The 18,289-nt window shown below is 67.7% G+C and carries 14 protein-coding genes and 1 pseudogene; 9 read left to right on the forward strand and 6 right to left on the reverse strand.

What is annotated here, in order from left to right; translation table 11 throughout:
• The first annotated feature begins 285 nt into the window (after positions 1-285).
• Positions 286-1,242 carry an LLM class F420-dependent oxidoreductase gene (locus tag A9X03_RS08540; RefSeq protein WP_067889968.1) on the forward strand — a complete coding sequence of 319 codons (957 nt, stop codon included), beginning with the start codon at positions 286-288 and terminating at the stop codon, positions 1,240-1,242.
• Here the strand turns inward: A9X03_RS08540 and adhE are convergent.
• Entirely contained in the window at positions 1,227-3,857 is a 2,631-nt protein-coding gene (gene adhE / locus A9X03_RS08545) for a bifunctional acetaldehyde-CoA/alcohol dehydrogenase (protein WP_067783481.1), read from the reverse strand. The two genes, A9X03_RS08540 and adhE, sit on opposite strands and share 16 nt — an antisense overlap.
• A 174-nt stretch (positions 3,858-4,031) precedes the next feature.
• Between adhE and A9X03_RS08550 the strand changes: the two genes are divergently transcribed.
• The gene (locus A9X03_RS08550; protein WP_067756466.1) at positions 4,032-4,226 is read left to right on the forward strand and encodes a ferredoxin; all 195 of its coding nucleotides are present in this window, start codon (positions 4,032-4,034) and stop codon (positions 4,224-4,226) included.
• Here A9X03_RS08550 and A9X03_RS08555 read toward each other — a convergent pair.
• A complete protein-coding gene (locus A9X03_RS08555; RefSeq protein ID WP_197499133.1) occupies positions 4,219-4,893 on the reverse strand; it encodes a response regulator transcription factor in 675 nt (224 codons plus the stop codon). The genes A9X03_RS08550 and A9X03_RS08555 overlap by 8 nt on opposite strands.
• Positions 4,894-4,929: 36 nt before the next feature.
• Here A9X03_RS08555 and A9X03_RS08560 point away from each other — a divergent pair, with 36 nt between their 5' ends.
• The 5 genes from A9X03_RS08560 (at position 4,930) to A9X03_RS08580 (ending at position 11,965) form a co-directional block, all read left to right on the forward strand.
• Positions 4,930-6,228 carry a sensor histidine kinase KdpD gene (locus A9X03_RS08560; RefSeq protein ID WP_231969155.1) on the forward strand — a complete coding sequence of 433 codons (1,299 nt, stop codon included), beginning with the start codon at positions 4,930-4,932 and terminating at the stop codon, positions 6,226-6,228.
• A gap of 136 nt (positions 6,229-6,364) precedes the next feature.
• Positions 6,365-7,639: a cytochrome P450 gene (locus tag A9X03_RS08565; RefSeq protein ID WP_068260562.1), complete on the forward strand. Its 1,275-nt coding sequence runs from the start codon at positions 6,365-6,367 to the stop codon at positions 7,637-7,639.
• A 16-nt stretch (positions 7,640-7,655) separates the two neighbouring features.
• A complete protein-coding gene (locus A9X03_RS08570) occupies positions 7,656-8,762 on the forward strand; it encodes an NDMA-dependent alcohol dehydrogenase (protein ID WP_067783487.1) in 1,107 nt (368 codons plus the stop codon).
• Between the two features lie 146 nt (positions 8,763-8,908).
• On the forward strand, positions 8,909-10,426 hold the full coding sequence (locus A9X03_RS08575) for an aldehyde dehydrogenase (RefSeq protein WP_068260565.1): 1,518 nt from the start codon (positions 8,909-8,911) through the stop codon (positions 10,424-10,426).
• A gap of 3 nt (positions 10,427-10,429) precedes the next feature.
• A complete protein-coding gene (locus tag A9X03_RS08580) occupies positions 10,430-11,965 on the forward strand; it encodes an AMP-binding protein (protein WP_068260569.1) in 1,536 nt (511 codons plus the stop codon).
• On the opposite strand, the gene A9X03_RS08585 is transcribed toward A9X03_RS08580, so the two are convergent.
• Positions 11,949-12,779: an oxidoreductase gene (locus tag A9X03_RS08585; RefSeq protein ID WP_068260585.1), complete on the reverse strand. Its 831-nt coding sequence runs from the start codon at positions 12,777-12,779 to the stop codon at positions 11,949-11,951. The genes A9X03_RS08580 and A9X03_RS08585 overlap by 17 nt on opposite strands.
• 300 nt (positions 12,780-13,079) lie before the next feature.
• On the opposite strand from A9X03_RS08585, the gene A9X03_RS08590 reads away from it, so the two are divergent.
• Positions 13,080-13,544: a cyclic nucleotide-binding domain-containing protein gene (locus tag A9X03_RS08590; RefSeq protein WP_067753241.1), complete on the forward strand. Its 465-nt coding sequence runs from the start codon at positions 13,080-13,082 to the stop codon at positions 13,542-13,544.
• A gap of 27 nt (positions 13,545-13,571) precedes the next feature.
• On the opposite strand, the gene A9X03_RS08595 is transcribed toward A9X03_RS08590, so the two are convergent.
• The 3 genes from A9X03_RS08595 to A9X03_RS08605 are packed head-to-tail and all read right to left on the reverse strand — an operon-like array spanning position 13,572 to position 18,048.
• Positions 13,572-14,237, reverse strand: coding sequence for a nitroreductase family protein (locus A9X03_RS08595; protein ID WP_068260572.1), 666 nt, complete (start codon positions 14,235-14,237; stop codon positions 13,572-13,574).
• A 7-nt stretch (positions 14,238-14,244) separates the two neighbouring features.
• On the reverse strand, positions 14,245-15,774 hold the full coding sequence (locus A9X03_RS08600; RefSeq protein WP_068260575.1) for an Hsp70 family protein: 1,530 nt from the start codon (positions 15,772-15,774) through the stop codon (positions 14,245-14,247).
• A 9-nt stretch (positions 15,775-15,783) separates the two neighbouring features.
• On the reverse strand, positions 15,784-18,048 hold the full coding sequence (locus tag A9X03_RS08605) for a carbon starvation CstA family protein (RefSeq protein WP_068015645.1): 2,265 nt from the start codon (positions 18,046-18,048) through the stop codon (positions 15,784-15,786).
• 76 nt (positions 18,049-18,124) lie between these two features.
• Between A9X03_RS08605 and A9X03_RS29725 the strand changes: the two are divergent.
• Positions 18,125-18,259 (forward strand): annotated as a pseudogene (locus A9X03_RS29725) (hypothetical protein); the annotation flags it as partial.
• Between the last annotated feature and the right edge of the window lie 30 nt (positions 18,260-18,289).

Below are 18,289 nucleotides of genomic sequence, written 5' to 3' on the forward strand. Positions count from 1 at the left end.
GCCCGGCGCGCCACGGGTGGTCACACCCGTCACACGGCCTTCGCGCGCAGGGTCGCGCGGCGTGGCGGCTGTGGCCGGGTGGGAGGTGAGATCGAGCGCGGCGCCGATCGGCACCGGCATAGCCGCGCAGCGCCGCGAAACCATCTGTCCGGCATGGCGATCCGCAGCGGGGACGTTTCGGGATCGAGGTCTGGCGCCGGGCACCGGCGGATGAACTCCCAAGTGCGCGGCGGATAAACGGCCAAACCGGCGCATACCGCAGGCCGCAGCGGGTAGCCCGCCGCCATGACCAAGATCGGATACTTCCTGTCGTGCGAGCAGTACAGCCCCAAGGAACTCATCGACCAGGCCAAGCGCGCGGAGGCGGCCGGGTTCGATGCGCTGTGGATTTCGGATCATTTCCATCCGTGGAACGACGAGCAGGGCCAGAGTCCGTTCGTGTGGGGTGTGATCGGAGCGCTCTCCGAGGTGACGTCGCTGCCGGTGAGCACCGCCGTGACGTGCCCGACCATCCGGACCCATCCGGCGATCATCGCCCAGGCGTCCGCAACCGCCGCGGTGCAACTCGACGGCCGCTTCGTGCTGGGGGTGGGCAGCGGTGAGGCGCTGAACGAACACATCCTCAGCGATCGGTGGCCGTCGGTGGGTGTGCGGCAGGAAATGCTGGAGGAGGCGGTCGACGTCATCCGCAAGCTGCACCGCGGCGACGAGGTGAGCCACCACGGCAAGCACTACGAGGTGCAGGAGGCCCGCATCTACACCCGGCCCGACCAACCGGTGCCCATCTATGTGTCCGGTTTCGGGCCGCAGGGCGCAGAGCTGGCCGGGCGAATCGGCGACGGCTTCGTCCTGGTGATGCCGGAGGCGGACCTGGTCAAGACGTTCCGCGAGGCCGGCGGTGGCAACAAACCGGTACAGGGCGGCACGAAGGTGAGCTGGGACGAAGATGCGGAGGCGGCGCTCAAGGCGGCGCACCGGTTATGGGGGAACGACGCGTTGCCCGGGCAGTCGGCGCAGACCCTGCCGCGGCCCAAGGATTTCGCCGCGCTGATGTCACTCGTGACGCCGGACCAGGTCGCCGAAGCGGTCACCTGCGGACCGGACCCCGACACCCATGTCGCGAAGGTGCGTGAGTACATCGACGCCGACATCGACGAGGTGTACGTCCAGCAGATCGGTCCCGACATGGACGGGTTCTTCGCCGCGTACGAGCGTGACGTGCTGCCTCAGCTACGCGGCTGAGCATCGCCTTGAGCGGCGCCGTAAAAACCCAGCCGGAGCAATTCGGTGATCTCGCTGACCAACGGCATCCGCGGATTTGTACGGTTGCTGAGGTCCTCGAACGCCGTCATCGCCAGCGCGGGCAGCGCGGCCAGGTACTGGTCCTCGTCGACGCCGTACTCCCGCAGGGATCGCGGCATGTCGAGTCGGTCGAGCAAATCATCGACCCCACGGAATAACCGGGCGCGGGATTCGTCGGGTTCATGGCCGCCGAAGATCAGCTGGCCGAGCTGCGCGTATTTGTCCGGCGCCACGTAGGCGGAATATCCCGGCGCGGGCATGAACTTGCTTGGCAGGCTTGCGTTGTACCGCAGCACATGCGGCAGGAAAATCCCGTTCGCCCGGCCATGCGAGATTCCGAATCTCGCGCCCACGGCATGGGCGAGCGCGTGATTGGTCCCGACGAATGCATTCGAAAAGGCAAGCCCCGCAAGGGTTGCGGCGTTCGACATGTCGGTCCGCGCGGACAGGTCGTCGGGGTCGTCGTATGCCCTTGGCAACGCATCGAAGATCAGTCGTGCCGCCTGGGCGCACAGCGCGTCCGTATAGGGCGAGGCGAAGATCGAGACCGCGGCCTCCAAAGCATGGGTCAGCGCGTCGATGCCGGTGTCGGCGGTCAGCTTCTGCGGCATCGAGGAGGTCAGGACCGGGTCGACGATCGCGAGGTCGGGCACCAGGCTGTAATCGACGAGCGTCTCCTTCTTGCCGCCCACCGTCAGCACCGCCGCCGGCGAGACTTCCGAACCGGTGCCGGATGTCGTTGGGACAGCAACCAATTGGACACGATGACGGTCGACCGGATAATCGGCCACGCGCTTGCGGGGATCGAGGAACGGCATCGTCAGCTCCTCGAGGCCCTTCTCCGGGTGCTCGTAGAACAGCCGGATCGCCTTGCCGGCGTCGAGCACCGAACCGCCGCCCACGGCAAGCAGCAGATCGGGTTGGGCCCGCTCCAGCAGCGCGACACCGCGGCGGATGGTGGTTTCGTCGGGCTCCGGCGTCACCTCGCTGAAGACCTGCACGTGCTCGGCGCGCAACTTGCCGCGGAGCTGGTCGACGACGCCGCGCTCTTCGGTGAGGGCATCGGTGATGATGACGACGGTATCGCCGTCGAGTTCGCGCAGGTTGTCCAGTGCGCCCTCGTTGAAGTAGGTGTTGGACGGGACGCGGAACCATTGCGGCGGGGTGCGGCGCCGCGAGACCGTCTTGATGTTCAGCAGCTGCCGGTAGTTGACGTTCTCCGTCGTGCTGGATCCGCCCCACGTGCCGCAACCCAACGAGAAGGTGGGGGTCAGGTTGTTGTACACCCCGCCGAGGGCCCCGACCGCGGTGGGGGCGTTGACCAGAATCCGGCCGGTGCGGACCGCCAGGCCGTACGCGTCGATGACCTCCTCGTCGTTGGCGTAGATGGCCGAGGTGTGGCCCAGACCGCCGTGCTCGGTGACCAGGACGGCGACGTCGATGGCGTGCTGAACGCTGCGTGCCCGCACCACGCCGAGCACCGGCATCAGCTTCTCCTGCAACAGGGGGTGTTCGGCGAGTTCGTCCAAGTCGGCGGGCAGCTGCGCCAGCAGTACCTTGACGGTCGGTGACACGCTGAAGCCCGCCCGGTCGGCCAGCTCGGACGCCTTCTGTCCGACGGCCTCGAGCGAGACCTTGTCGCCGCAGCCAAACGCGAATTCCGCCAGGGCGTTCGCCTGGTCCGGGGTGAGCAACTGGGCGCCCATCCGCTCGAATTCGGCCATCATCTCGTCATAGACCTCGTCGTCGATGACGCAGGTTTGCTCGGCCGGGCAGATGACAGAAGAGTCGAAGGTTTTCGAGATCAGGATGTCGACGACCGCGCCCTTGATGTCCGCCGTCTTGTGGATGTAGATCGGTGCGTTCCCGGGGCCGACCGACAGGCCGGGCTTTCCGGCGGAATTCGCCAGCGCCACGATCTTCGGCCCACCGGTCACCCAGATGAAGTCGACTCCCGGATGTTTGAACAGGTAGTGGGTGACCTCGTGCGCGGCGTCGGGGATGACCTGTAGCGCCCCCGGCGGCAGCCCGGCCGCTTCGGCCGCCGTGCGAAGGATCTCCACGCTGCGTTCGCAGCAGCCGACCGCATACGGTGACGGCCGGAAGAGGATGGCGTTGCGGGTCTTCGCGGCGACGATCGCCTTGAACAGGACGGTCGACGTCGGGTTGGTAACCGGGGTGATGGCCAGCACGACCCCGATCGGCTCCGCCACGTAGGCGATGTTGTGCTCGACGTCCTCGTCGACGACCCCCACCGATTTCTTGCCCCGCAGATAGTCGTGCAGGAACTCGGTGGCCACATAGTTCTTGACGACTTTGTCCTCGAAGACGCCGAAGCCCGTCTCCTCGATCGCGACACTTGCCAGTTCCCCCGCGGCGCGTACCCCCGCGCGGACCATCGCCTCGACGATGGCATCGACCTGTTGCTGGTCGAGGTTGCGGAACTCCCGGGCCGCCGCGGCCGCCGCGTCGACGATCGCGTCGATTTCGTGCCTGCGCTGTTCGGCGACCTCGGGCGCTTCGATGGAGGTGGACTCGGTTTGCGTGGTGGTCATGATCGGGTTCTCGGTTCAGGAAGGGACACTGGCGGCTCCAGAATGAGCAGATGCTACGTCGTACGCGTCGACGCAAAGTAGGGCTGAAAGGCCCTCGACGGGCTGGCCCGGCCAGGCCACATCTGGCGCGATTGGACCGACTGCGGTGCCCGTCGGGCGCCGATACTGGCGGTCATGCGCATCACCGTCGACTACGGCCTGTGTGAGGGACACGGGCAGTGCCTGCTGGCCGCTCCCGATGTTTTCGACATTCCCGACGGTGCCGATCAAGTGGTCGTGCTCGAGCCCGACCCGCCCGAAGCCGAGCGTGACCGGGTGATCCGGGCGGCCGCGATGTGCCCCGCCCAAGCGATCCAGATCCTCAGCTGATCCGGCCGATCTCGGCGACGTCATCGAGCAACCGGTAGCGGCCGGCCAGCGCCGCGGCGGCGATGCGGTTGCCGACCCCGAGTTTGTGCAGCAGCGACGCCACCATGCGTTTGGCGGTGCGCTCCGACACCAGCATCCGCTGGGCGATGTCGCCGGTCTCCATGCCGGCCGCGAGCAGGGTCCACAGCTGAAGATCCTGGGCGCTGAGATTGTCCAGCAGCTCGGACGGCGGCTTGCGGGTGTTGCTGAGCAACGCGTCCAGCAGGGCGCCGTCGACGACCCGCAGGCCCTCCGCGATGGTCCATAGGGGCCCCGCCAGCGCCTCGGGCCGCGCGGTTTTGGACAGGAAGCCGTCGGCACCGGCCCGCAACGCCTCCTCGGCCAGTGCCAGGTCGTCGGTACCCGACAGCGCCAGGATCCGGGTCCTCGGCCGGCGCGCCTTGACATGCCGGATCGCCGCGACCCCGCCCAAGGGCGGCATCGACAGGTCGATGATCGCGACGTCCGCGTCGCAGCGGGCCACCAGGTCGGCGGCCTCTTCCACGTAGGTCGTCTGGCCGCCGACGCTGAACAGTTCGCCCCACTCGCGGGTCAGCAACAGGGCGAGGCCCTGCGCGAACAGCTCGTGGTCATCCACGATCACCACGACGTATGGCGAGCGAGTCATTGCCGCGATGCTAACCCCAACCCTATGGTCAGCTGGGTGAGACCGCTCGATCACCTCGGAACCACGGTGGACTTCGACGGCGAGGACTACGGGCTGGCCCGCACGGTCGTCGCGGTACGAGTTGCCGTCGTCGTATCGGTCGGCGTGCTGATGGGGATCGGACCCCAGTGGCTCCGGCAGCACACGGCGACCACCCTGGCGGTGTTGGGCGCGGCGATGGTCTACGCGGCCGTCGTGATGGCCTATCCGCAGCTGGAGGTCCGGCGCACCCGCTATTCATGGTTGGTCACCGGCTTCGACTCGGCGTTCACGCTGGCGCTCATCGCCTTGAGCGGAGGGGTGTACAGCCCGGTGGTCCCGGTGTTGGCGCTGGCCGTGATCGCCTCGGCGGCACGACTGTCTTTCGGTGAAACCCTCTTGGTCGCAGTGCTTTTGGGCGCGATTTATATCCCGGTCGCGCTGGTCTCGTCGCCGGGGCTCCCGGCCACCGCGGCCCCGGCGCTCCTGGCGGGCTGGTCGGCGGTGTTTCTGATCTTCGTCGCGGTCATCACCGCGGGGCTGTCCACGCTCGCCGAACGCGAACACCGCTCCCGGCTGCGCGCCCTGGTGGAAGCCGAGGCCGAACACGCCGCCGCCGAAGAGGAGCGCGACCTGCGGGCGCGCCTGCTGCGGTCCTACCAGTCGCAACAGGATGGACTCCAGGTTCTGGTGCACGAATTCCGCACCCCCATCACGTCTCTGGAGGCGCTGACCGAGGCCCTGACTTCGGCGCGGCCGATGTCGCAGGCCGACCGGGAAACCAGTCTGCAACTGGTGGCCCGGCACGTGCGCCACCTCGCCGACATGCTCGACGCCCTCTCCGACGTCGCGCTGAGTCGCCGCCCGACGTTTTCGGCGGGGAAGGTCCGCCGGGTCGACGTGGCCGACCTGATCGTCGCGGCCGCCGACGCGGTCGGCCTCGGCGTGCCGCGGCTGCGACTGAGCGTCGGCGATGACCTGACCGCCGTGGCCGTCAACGCCCAGGGTCTGCGCCGGCTGCTGACCAACCTGCTGGAGAACGCGTCCCGGCACGGCCGCGGCGAACCGGTCGACGTCGCGTGCGCGCGCGAAGGCGGAGAGTTGATCTGCACTGTGGCCGACCGGGGACCGGGCATCCCGGCCGAAAGCCTTGGCGAGCTGACCACCAAATACGTCAGCGTGGGCGGCCAGCGGGGCACCGCCGGGCTCGGCCTGTGGATCGTGCAGCAGATCGCCGAGGCGATGGGCGGCCGGGTCGAATTCGGGGCGCGCGACGGCGGCGGCCTGATCGCCACCTTCCGCGCACCCATCGCCTGATCGGCGGTGCCCGGCGCTGGCCCGTGCAGGCCAGTGATTGGCACACGCGCCTATGCCGCACCGCCGTCGCGCTGACCAGCATGGGGGCGAAGCCGCGGTGACGCGCACCACTGCGCACCGCCAGAAAGGGCCCCTGATGACCGCACCCACGACCGCGCCCACCCACAAAGACATCGACCTGAGCGCCCGGGAGTTCTGGGCGAGACCCCCGGAAGAGCGGGACGCCGCCTTCGCCGTCCTGCGCGCGGAGAATCCCGTGCCGTGGAGTCGCCCCGCAGAGTCGGACCTGCTGCCCCCCGAGCTCAACACCAGGGGGTTCTGGTCGCTGACCAAACAGGACGACATCCGGATGGCCAGCCGTCACCCGGAGATCTTCTCCTCCGCCCAGGGCATCACGATGGAGGACTTCGCACCCGAGGCGGTGGAGATCGCGCAGTCGTTCATCGCCATGGACGCCCCGCGCCACACCCAGCTCCGCGGGATCACCACGGAGGCCTTCAAGCCCAAGAACGTGCGCCGCTTGGAAGGCTGGATCCGCGGCCACGCCCACGACCTGGTCAGCGAGGTGGCGCACCTTGGTGAGGGCGACTTCGTCCAACTCGTGTCGGTAAAGCTGCCCGGCCGCATCTTCGGCAGCTTCTTCGGGCTGCCCGACGGTGAGCTGCGCGACAAGGCCGTCACCGCCGCCCAGCGGCTGGTGGGCTGGACCGACCCGAACATCCGCGGCGAGCAGAGCGAACTCGAGCTGTTCATGGGCGCCGTGATGGACCTGCACGAGGTGGCAACGGTGCTGATCCCCGAGCGGCGGGCCAACCCCGGCGACGACTTGATGACGTGGATGGTGCAGTCCGAGTTCGACGGCAAGAAGATGACCGACGACGAGCTGAAGGCGTTCTTCGTGTTGATGGGCGTCGCGTCCAACGACACCACGCGGCACGCCTCGGCCCACGCAATCGCCGCCCTCTCGAAGTTCCCCGACCAGCGCGCGCTGCTCGCCGAGGACGTCGAGGGGCGCGTCGGCACCGCCGTCGAGGAGGTGTTGCGCTGGGGATCGCCGCTGCTCCACATGCGCCGCACCGCCACCCAGGACATCACCGTGCGCGGCTCACAGATCAAAGCCGGAGACAAGGTCGTGCTGTGGTACTACTCGGGCAACCGTGACGAGGATGTCTTCGACGCACCCCATTCGTTCAACATTCTGCGAAACCCCAACCCGCACATCGCCTTCGGCGGGGGAGGCCCGCACTTCTGCCTGGGCGCGGCGCTGGCCCGCACGATGCTCAAGGCATTGCTGACCGAGGTCTACACGCGCATTCCGGATATCTCAGCGCCCGAGCCCCACTATGCTCTTGCCAACTTCATCAACGGTGTGAACAGCCTGCCGGCGACCTGGACACCCGAGAAGCGCTGACTTCAAGGAGGTTTCGATGAAAACGAAGGCAGCGGTGGTGTGGGGACTACACCAGAAATGGTCGGTCGAAGAGGTCGACCTCGACGGGCCGCGGGAGAACGAGGTTCTGGTCAAGGTGGCCGCCGCCGGGCTGTGCCACTCCGACGACCACCTGGTCACCGGCGACATGCCGATGCAGCTACCGGTGGTCGGCGGGCACGAGGGCGCGGGCGTCGTGGTCGAGGTGGGGCCGGGCGTCACCGAAGTGGCCGAGGGCGACAAGGTCGTGCTGAGTTTCATTCCGGCCTGCGGCCGCTGCGAACCGTGTTCGCGCGGGATGAGCAACTTGTGCGTGCTCGGTGCGGCCATCATCGCCGGACCGCAACTCGACGGCACCTTCCGATTCCACGCGAAAGGCCAAGCGCTGGGCCAGATGTGCGTCCTGGGAACGTTCTCCGAGTACACCGTGGTGCCGATGGCCTCGGTGATCAAGGTCGATCCGTCCACCGCGCTGGACACCGCCGCGCTGGTCGGCTGCGGTGTCACCACCGGCTACGGCAGCATGGTGCGCACCGGAGCGGCACGGGACGGCGACACCGTGGTGGTCATGGGTGTGGGCGGCATCGGAATGAATGCCGTGCAGGGCGCGCGGATCGCGGGCGCACGCGTGATCGTCGCGCTCGATCCCGTGGAGTACAAACGCCGCCGTTCGCTGGAGTTCGGGGCCACCCACACCGCGGCGACGGTCGAGGAGGCCCACGCCCTGATCACCGACCAGACCCGCGGCCAGATGGCCGACGTATGCGTGGTCAGCACCGACTCGGCTGAGGGTGCATACGTAGCGCAGGCGTTGAGCCTGGTCGGCAAGCGCGGCAGGGTGGTCATGACCGCGATCCCGCACCCGACGGACACCTCCGTCGACATGTCGCTGTTCGACTTGATCATGTACGAAAAGCAGGTCCGCGGTTCGGTTTTCGGGTCGTCGAATCCCCGTCACGACATCCCCCGCATGCTCGATCTGTATCACGCCGGACGGCTGAAGCTCGACGAACTCGTCACCCGCGAGTACACGCTCGAAGAGATCAATCAGGGCTACGACGACATGCGCGCGGGTGTGAATCTGCGTGGGCTGATCCGCTTCTGAACAGATCATGAGCCTCACCATCATTTTCGTCATTATTGCTGCCCCGCTGGGGATCCCGGCCGGGGTTAGCGCGGCCCACCACGCCGCCGATCGATTCAAGAGTTTCGTACGTTGGCGCCGACGGATCCGATGAACATAAGGAAGACATGACCGACATTCCGCACTATCCGATGTACATCGACGGGCGTTGGCGCGACGCGTCAAGCAGCTTGGAGGTGCGCGATCCCGCTACCAATGAATTGGTCGCGACAGTCGCGCGGGGCGATGTCGCTGCAGCCGACGAGGCCGTCGCTGCGGCAAGGGCGGCACATGCCTCCGGTGTCTGGCGACTGACGCCCCCGGACGAACGCGCCCGCATCCTCGATGCGATCGCCGGCAACCTAGCCGCGCGGTTCGACGAGTTGACCGCGCTGCAGGTTCGCGAAAACGGCGCAACCGCACGGACAGCGGGCACGTTTCTCTTGGGCTACTCGATCGCCCACCTGAAGTACTTCGCCTCGCAGGCGCGATCGTATGCGTTCGAGGAAGCCGGCCCCTTGATCGAGGCACCCACGCTGGCCACCGGTCTGCTCCGTCACGAGCCCGTGGGCGTCTGCGCCGGCATCGTGCCGTGGAATTTTCCGTTGCTGCTGGCGGTGTGGAAGCTGGGCCCCGCCCTGGCGGCCGGCAACACGATAGTGCTCAAACCCGACGACCAGACCCCGCTGACTCTGCTCGAATTGGCCAGGGCGGCCGACGAAGCCGGGCTGCCCGCGGGGGTGCTGAACGTTGTCACGGGATCCGGGCCGGTCGTCGGCGCCCGGCTCGCCGAACACCGCGATGTGCGCAAGGTGGCTTTCACCGGCTCGACCGAAGTCGGTAAGACCGTGATGCGCGCCGCCGCCGACAACGTCAAGAAGGTCACCCTGGAGTTGGGCGGCAAGGGCGCCAACATCGTTTGCGACGATGCCGACCTGGACCTGGCTGTCGACGGCACGCTGTTCGGATTCCTGCTGATGTGTGGTCAGGCCTGCGAGTCCGGAACCCGGCTGTTGCTGCACGCATCGATTCACGACGAGTTCGTGCGACGGCTGGTCGCCCGTGCGTCCACCCTTGTCGTGGGTAATCCGATGGACCCGGCCACCGATGTCGGGCCGCTGATATCCGCCAAACAGAAAGCGCGCGTGGAGAAGTACATCGCGCTCGGGCAAGAGGAGGGCTGCAAGATCGCGTTCCAGGGCGCGGTCCCCGCCGACGCCGGGCTCGTCGATGGCCATTGGGTCGCCCCGACGATCCTGACCGGCGCAACCAACGACATGCGGGTGGCGCGAGAGGAGATCTTCGGGCCCGTGCTGGTCGTGATCGAGTACGCCGACGACGCCGAGGCCGTCGCGATCGCCAACGACAGCGAGTACGGATTGTCGGCGGGCGTGTGGAGCACCGACAACGAACGGGCACTGGCTATCGCGCGCGAGTTGGAATCCGGCACGGTATGGATCAACGACTGGCACATGGTCAATGCGATGTTCCCGTTCGGCGGCGTGAAGCAAAGCGGTCTGGGCCGTGAGCTCGGGCCGCGTGCCCTCGACGAGTACACCGAGCAGAAGTTCGTGCACATCGACATGACCAATGACCGTGCCAAGCGGGTCTATCCCGTGGTCGTTTCAGCCGCCGCGGCGAGCTGACCGATGTACCCGGGTACCCACGCGGACAATGCCCCTGAGCGCCCCGCGGTCATTCTGGCGGAGTCCGGAAAAGTGTTGACCTACCGGCAACTCGACGACAACTCCGCCGCGCTTGCGCGGGTGCTGTACGACGCCGGGCTCCGCCGCGGCGACGTCGTCGCACTGCTCTCCGACAACGCCGCCGAGGTCTTCGAGGTGTACTGGGCGACGCAACGATCGGGCCTCTACATCACCGCCGTCAATCACCACCTGACGGCGCGGGAGGCCGGCTACATCGTGCGTGACTCGGGTGCACGCGCGCTGATAGCCTCGGCTGCGCTGGCCGACCTGGCAATCGACGTCAGCGCGCAAGTCGAAGGTCCCGGGCTGCGGCTTGCCTTCGGCGGTGACGTCGACGGTTTCGCCTGCTACAAAACGGCCCTCGCCGAGGCCGGCCCCCGCCTGCCCCGGGAACCATCCGGCGCGGTCATGTTGTACTCCTCCGGCACAACGGGATTCCCCAAGGCGGTCAAGCCCCCGCTGCCGCATCGGCGTGTCGACGAACCCGGTGATCCGATCGTGGCGATGGCCAGCCACTTCTACGGAATAACAGCCAGCGACGTCTACCTCTCGCCGGCGCCCGTCTACCACGCCGCGCCCCTGCGATGGTGCGGCATGGTGCAGGCGCTGGGTGGAACCGTGGTGCTGGCCAAGAAGTTCGACGCCGAATCCACATTGCGCTACATCGAGCACTACCGCATCAGCGTCGCACAGCTGGTTCCCACCATGTTCGTGCGGCTGCTCAAACTCGACGAGTCCATCCGCGGCCGTTACGACCTCTCAAGTCTGCGGATGCTCATGCATTCCGCCGCGCCCTGTCCCATCGATGTCAAGCGGGCGATGATCGAGTGGCTCGGCCCCATTGTCTACGAGTTCTACGGTTCCACCGAGGCGCACGGCCTGACGTTCATCGATTCCGAGCAATGGCTCACCCACCCGGGGTCGGTGGGACGAAGCGTGCTCGGCGTGCTGCACATCTGCGGCGACGACGGAACCGAGCTACCCGTCGGTGCCGTCGGGACCGTGTACTTCGAACGCGATCATTTGCCGTTCGAATACCACGACGACCCCGACAAGACCGCCGCGGCCCGCCACCCGGAACATCCATTCTGGACGACCGTCGGCGATCTCGGCTACCTCGACCCCGATGGATTCCTGTACCTGACCGACCGAAAGTCGTTCATGATCATCTCGGGTGGGGTCAACATCTACCCGCAGGAAGTGGAGAACGCCCTGGCGCTGCACCCCGCGGTGCTCGACGTCGCGGTCATCGGCGTTCCCCACCCCGAAATGGGCGAAGAGGTCAAAGCCCTCGTGCAGCTGGCGCCCGGGGTGAGCGGGACGGATGCGTTGGCACAGGATCTCATCGACTATGTCCGCGACCGGATCGCCCACTACAAGGCGCCTCGTTCGGTCGACTTCGTCGACGACCTACCCCGAACACCTACCGGAAAGCTGGCCAAAACCAGACTGCGACAGGCGGTTACGGCCCGAAGTTAGTGCCGCTTGTCAGCCCTTCCCATTTCGCGATCTCGGCGGCGCGCGCATCCGTCGCGTAGCGGTAGAAGGCCAGGGCGCCAGGGCCCAGCAGCAGGAAACCCGGAGGCTCACTCGATTCGACGGCCGCGATGATCGCGGCGCCGGCCTTGGCGGGTTCGCCCGCCTGGGTGCCGTGCATGGTGTCGTTCTCCTTGCGACGCTGCCCGGCGGTGCCGGCGTAATCGTCGATGACGGTCGCCGATTGGACGAGCGAGCGCCCGGCGAAATCGGTCCGGAAGGCGCCAGGCTCGACGACGGTCACCGAAATGCCCAGCGGGGCAACCTCGCCGCGCAGGGCGCCGCTCATCCCTTCGATGGCGGCCTTGGCCGCCGCGTAGTAGCCGGAGCCCACCGGGGTCACCGTTGCGCCGATCGAGGAGATGTTGACGATCGCCCCACTGCGACGGGCCCGCATGCCGGGCAGCACCGCTTTGATCATGGCGACCGTGCCGAAGAAGTGCGTCTCGAACAGGGTGCGCACATCGGCGTCGTCGCCCTCCTCGATCGCGGCGCGGTAACCGTAACCGGCGTTGTTCACCAATACGTCGATGCGGCCGAACCGCTCGTGGGCCTGCCGCACGGCCGAGACGACCTGCGCGGGGTTGGTGACATCGAGGGCGGCCGCGAGCACCCGATCCGGCGCGCCGGACGCCAGGTCGGCGACCTTCGCGACGTCGCGCGCCGTGACGACCGCGTTGTGGCCGGCCCCGATGGCGGCTTCGGCAAGCGCACGACCGAGTCCGGTCGAGCATCCGGTGATCAACCAGGTGGACATGCGGGATGGCTCCTTCTCGCCGAAACCCAACATCTAGGCGTGAAACGCGTTGTCAGACTACGGCAGTGGTTGGCGTCAGGTCACTCGTCGCGCCGCCGTCGATACGGCCGGTCGCTCGCGTCGGCTAACTTGCCTCGCGGGGAAGCCGCGGCGGTCACGAAGGCATCGTACGAGGGTGGCCCGCCCGGCGGCGGTGGCTTTCGGCAGGCAATTTCTTCTCGTCGATCGCGGGACGGGGCCGTCACAATCAACTATCGTCCGTCTTGAGTAATCGATCGGTACCGGTGAAGGAAATTGGCAGTGAGGACGCTAGAAGGCGTTCTGTCCCGCCACCCGTTCTTCGGCGGGATGGACCCGCGCTATCTGCAGTTGGCGGTCGGGTGCGCGGCGAACCTGCGCTTCGCCGCAGGTGAGTTGATCTTCCGCGAGGGCTACCCGGCCGATCACTTCTACCTGATCCGCGCCGGCCGGATCGCGCTCGAAACCCCCGTTCCGGGCCGGGGCGGCTTGACGGTGCAGACGCTGCAAGCTGGAGACATCCTTGGCTGGTCGTGGCTGGTGCCGCCATACAACTCGCGGTTCGACGCGCGCGCCGTCGAGTCGACGCGCGCCATCGGGTTCGACGGCAACTGCCTGCGCGGCAAGTGCGAAGAGGACCACGAACTGGGGTACGAGCTGCAGAAGCGCGTGATCGCGGTCCTCGGACAGTATCTCGATGCGACGAGGTTCCGGCTCCTGGACATCTATGCCGATGTCATCGGCTGAGCACGACACCGTCCCGCGACAGGCCCCCTAGCCGTCGAATGCCGGACCGTCGAAGCGGTCACGGGTGACGAGCTCCGCGACCGCCCGGCGGCGCAACTTCCTCAGCTGCCGGATGGGTTTGCCGAGCGGCACCACCGCGACGACCGCGTGCCGATCAGGGATGCCCAGCAGTTCGCGGACTCCCTCCTCGGCGGCGACGGCCATCGTCGTGATCGTCCCGCCGTAACCCTCGTTGCGGGCGGCCAGCAGGACGTTCCACACCAGTGGATATACGGAGGCGCCGCCGGCCAGGCCGACGCGGCCCAGATCCTGATCCACGGCCGCCACCACCGTCAAATCGACCGAAAACACAAGCACGACAGGCGCGTTCACGATCGGTGCGACGAACGTGTCGGGGATTTCCGTGCTGTCGATGATGTCCTGCGGCACACGGCTGGGATGGATTGAATTCCATGGGTTTTCGCCCGCCTGCAGCTGGGCGAAGTAGCGGCGGGCGGCGGCCTTGCCCAGCTCGGCCAGCCGGCGCCGGGCGTCGGGGTCGCGCACGACGGTGATGTGGGCGCCCTGCCGGTTGCCGCCGCTCGGGGCGAACCGGGCGTTGTCGAAAATGCGCGCCAGCACGCCGTCGGGCACCGGGTCGCCGGTGAATTCCCGCGCCGCGAACGTCGTTCTCATGACGTCATAAAGTTCCATCGGCGCGTCACGCGCTCGCGGCGGCGCGGCGCTCCAGGCGGAAGGTGCGCTTGAACCCGGCCGGCTGCGTGGTCAGGGTGACTTCCACCGCGCCGCTGGGGGCGATGACGTAGCGCTCCTCGACGTCGGGCCCGTCCCGCCACCGGCCCACCGGCTGATGCCCGAGGTCGTCGCGATCATGCAGCGCCGGGTCGAAGGGGAAGAGCACCGGGTCGTAGGGCGTCACGTCGCCGTCGGGCCGGCCGTTGACCAGGCGGCTGCATTCCACGAACCGGAAGTGGCCGATGTTGTGGGCCGCACGATAGGACCGCTTCACCACCAGCGGGGTGTGCCCGTCGGCCGGCAGGGAGACGTCCTTGCACACGATCGGGTCGAAGACCACGCCCGCGCCGGCCTCGGCCTCGCGAAAGACCCCGAAGTTGCGCGAGAAGCGTTCGGACAGCGCGAAATCGGACTCCTTGTCGAGGAAGACCGCCAGGCCGATCGCCGTGGCCGCGAAGGGGTGCGGCGAGCGTTTGACCCGCTTGTCGCCGAAGGTGGTGCGCAGCATCCGGGAGACCAGCGGGAAGCTGCCTGCGCCGCCGACGACGTAGATGCCGGCGACCTCCGACCACGTCACGTCCCGGCCGGCGCCGGCCGGATTGTGCAGCACGCGGTCGAGCAACGCCATCGTCTTGTCGACCAGCGGTGCGCACACCGAATAGACGTCGTCAACGGGGCAGGAGAACGGGGGCCGGTCCGCCCCGCCGACCCCGGTGAGGTCGACCAGGAAGCGGCGCGTCTGTGGACCCACGGCCTCCTTGCGGGCGGCGCACTCCTCCCGCAGCAGGTCGCGGGCCGCCGCGTCCACCCCGGACAGTTGCGAGCGGTCCAGGACGAGCTCGACGATCGCGTCGTCGAAGTCGTCGCCGCCGAGGCGCTGGATGCCCTCACTGATGACGACCTCGTTCGCGTGCCCGGTCATCTTGAGCAACGAGGCGTCGAAGGTGCCCCCGCCGAGGTCGTAGATGAGGACGTACTCCCGCTTGGCGGTGATCGTGGACCGGTAGCGGTGCGCGTATTCGAGGCTGGCGGCCGACGGCTCGTTGAGCAGCGCGGCGACGTGGAAGCCCGCCGCCACGAACGCGTCCAGTGTCAACAGGCGTTGGGCGCTCGAGGCGTTGGCCGGCACGCTGATCGCGGCCTCGATGGTTTCCCCCGCGGTGAGGCTGGCGTTGGAGCGACGCACGAGGTCGCTCCTCAGCTGGGCCAGAAATCCGGTGAGCAAGTCGGCCAGGCGGTGGGTGCGGCCGGCCAGGCTCACCTCTGTCTGCGGTCCGGCCTCGTTGAGCAGGCGTTTGAACGACCGCAGTACCGACCATCCCGCGTCGTGCCGGACCGCGGCCGCGTCCGCGCCGAAGCGCAGCTCCCCGGCCGCGTTGGCCGCGACGATCGACGGCCAGGCGTCGAGGCCGTCAAACGAGATGACGGGATAGTTGCCTCGGTCGACGGCCGCGACGACGGTGTGGGTGGTGCCAAAGTCGATGCCGACTCTCATCGCGCAAGTTTAGGACCGCGCGGGGGAGTTCGACACGACCTTTTTGCCCGGCGCGTCCCATCGTCGTTGCAACGCGCGCTCAGCGGCGGTGGGAACCAGGCCGGACGGCGCGAACCGCTTCGAGGGCACCGGATCCTCCTCGGTCAGCGGCCTGCCGCCGCCACGAATTGCCCTGGCGGCGACCACAACTCCGGCGGCGAAGACGATGAGGACCACCAGCGCGAAGACGATGGACAGGGTGCCCTGGATGAAGGTGTTCCTGATGACCTCGTCGATTTGATGGGGATTCTTGGCCGCACCGAAGGCGGTCTTGCCGGCGCGCTTGGCCGCCACGAACTGGCCGTGCTGAGTCCAGTAGCCCACGGCGGGATCTCCGGAGAAGATCTTCTGCCACGACGCGGTCAGCGTGACGGCCAGATCCCACAGCAGGGGCAACCCGGGGATCCAGGCCCACCGCAGCAGCCCCTTCTTGATGACGACGACGGTGATGACGGTCAGCGCGATGCCGGCCAGCAACTGGTTGGCGATGCCGAACAGCGGGAAGAGGGTGTTGATGCCGCCCAGCGGATCGGTCACGCCCATCAGCAGTGTGCTGCCCCAGGCGGCGACCACCGCCAGGCTGCAGATCCACACGCCGGGTCGCCAGCTGGGGTTGCGCAGCCTGGCCATCGGGCCACCGATGTTGCCGAGCGTGTCGGAGAGCATGAATCGGTTGACCCGGGTGCCCGCGTCGAGGGTGGTCAGGATGAACAGCGCCTCGAACATGATCGCGAAGTGGTACCAAAAGGATTTGAGTCCGGCGCCGCCGAACACGCGCTGCAGCACCTCGGACATGCCCCAGGCGAGCGTGGGTGCCCCGCCGGTGCGCGACACGATGGACTTCTCGCCGACGCCGGCGGCGGCCTGGCTGATCTGGTCGGCCGTCGCCGGGGCGCCGGCCAGCCCGAGTGAGTTGACGTAATCCGCGGCGCGGGCGGCGGTGGCGCCGGTCTGCGCGGCAGGCGCGTTGATCGTGAAGTACAGGTGCTGGTTGATGATCGACGCGGTGATCAGCGCCATCACGGCGACGAACGACTCGGTGATCATGCCGCCGTAGCCGATCAGCCGCATCTGGCCTTCCTTCTCCAGCAGCTTCGGGGTTGTCCCGGAGGAGATCAGCGAATGGAATCCCGACAGCGCGCCGCACGCGATCGTGATGAACAGGAACGGGAACAGCGAGCCGGCGAACACCGGACCGTTGCCCTTGGTGGCGAACTGCGAGATCGCGGGTGCCTGCATGACCGGCCGCGCGATGAAGATGCCGACCGCGAGCAGGGCGATGGCGCCGACCTTCATGAAGGTGGACAGGTAGTCGCGCGGTGCCAGCAGCAACCACACCGGCAGCACCGAAGCGGCGAAGCCGTAGCCGATGAGGCACCAGCACAACGTGACCGGCGAGAGCGTGAACAACGATGCACCCCAACGGGTTTCGGCAACCCAATTGCCGGATCCCACCGCCGCGAGCAGCAGCGCGAAGCCGATCACCGACACCTCCGTCACCCGCCCGGGCCGCAGGAAGCGCAGGTAGATTCCCATGAACAGCGCAATGGGGATGGTCATGGCGATGGAGAACACGCCCCACGGGCTTTCGGCCAGGGCCTTGACCACGATCAGGGCCAGCACCGCGATCAGGATCACCATGATCACCAGCACCCCGGCCAGCGCGGCCGCACCACCGACCGCGCCCAGTTCGTCGCGGGCCATCTGGCCCAGGGAACGGCCCCGCCGCCGGGTGGAGATCCACAGCACCAGGTAGTCCTGCACGCAGCCGCCGAGCACCGCGCCGAGGATGATCCAGATGGTGCCGGGCAGGTAGCCCATCTGTGTCGCCAGCACCGGACCGACGAGGGGGCCGGCCCCGGCGATGGCGGCGAAATGGTGCCCGAACAGCACCCGCCGGTCGGTGGGCACGTAGTCGGTGCCGTCGTCTAGCACCTCGGCCGGGGTGGCGTGGTCGTCGCGCGGGCGAACGATCTTCATCTCGATCAGCCGGGCGTAGAACCGGTAACCGATGATGTAGGTGCAGATCGCCGCGACCACGAACCAGACCGCGTTCACCGTCTCGCCGCGCGCGAACGCGATGATCGCCCACGCGACGGCACCGACGACGGCGATGACCGCGAACATGACCTTGTGCCGCAGGGTGATGGGGGAGCGGTCGACGATCGCGACGGGCGGCAGTTGTTCGTCGGTGTGGATGTAGCGGACGTCTTTGTCGTGCACTTTCACTGCCACGGCCGAAACCCTACGCGCGCGAAACCGGCAGCGCTCGGTTTGTCAGTACAGCGCCCGCACGGTATCGATGGTGTCGGCCTCGGACGGGGTCCAGAAATCCTCGCGCTACCCCGGCGGTGTGGCGCTGCGGTTCGCTCGTGTGCTGCGTTACCGCGACGACAAGAGCCCGTCCGAGGCCGACACCATCGATACCGTGCGGGCGCTGTACTGACAAACCGAGCGCTGCCGGTTTCGCCGAGCA

Source organism: Mycobacterium sp. E1715 (assembly GCF_001667625.1).
GTDB lineage: Bacteria > Actinomycetota > Actinomycetes > Mycobacteriales > Mycobacteriaceae > Mycobacterium.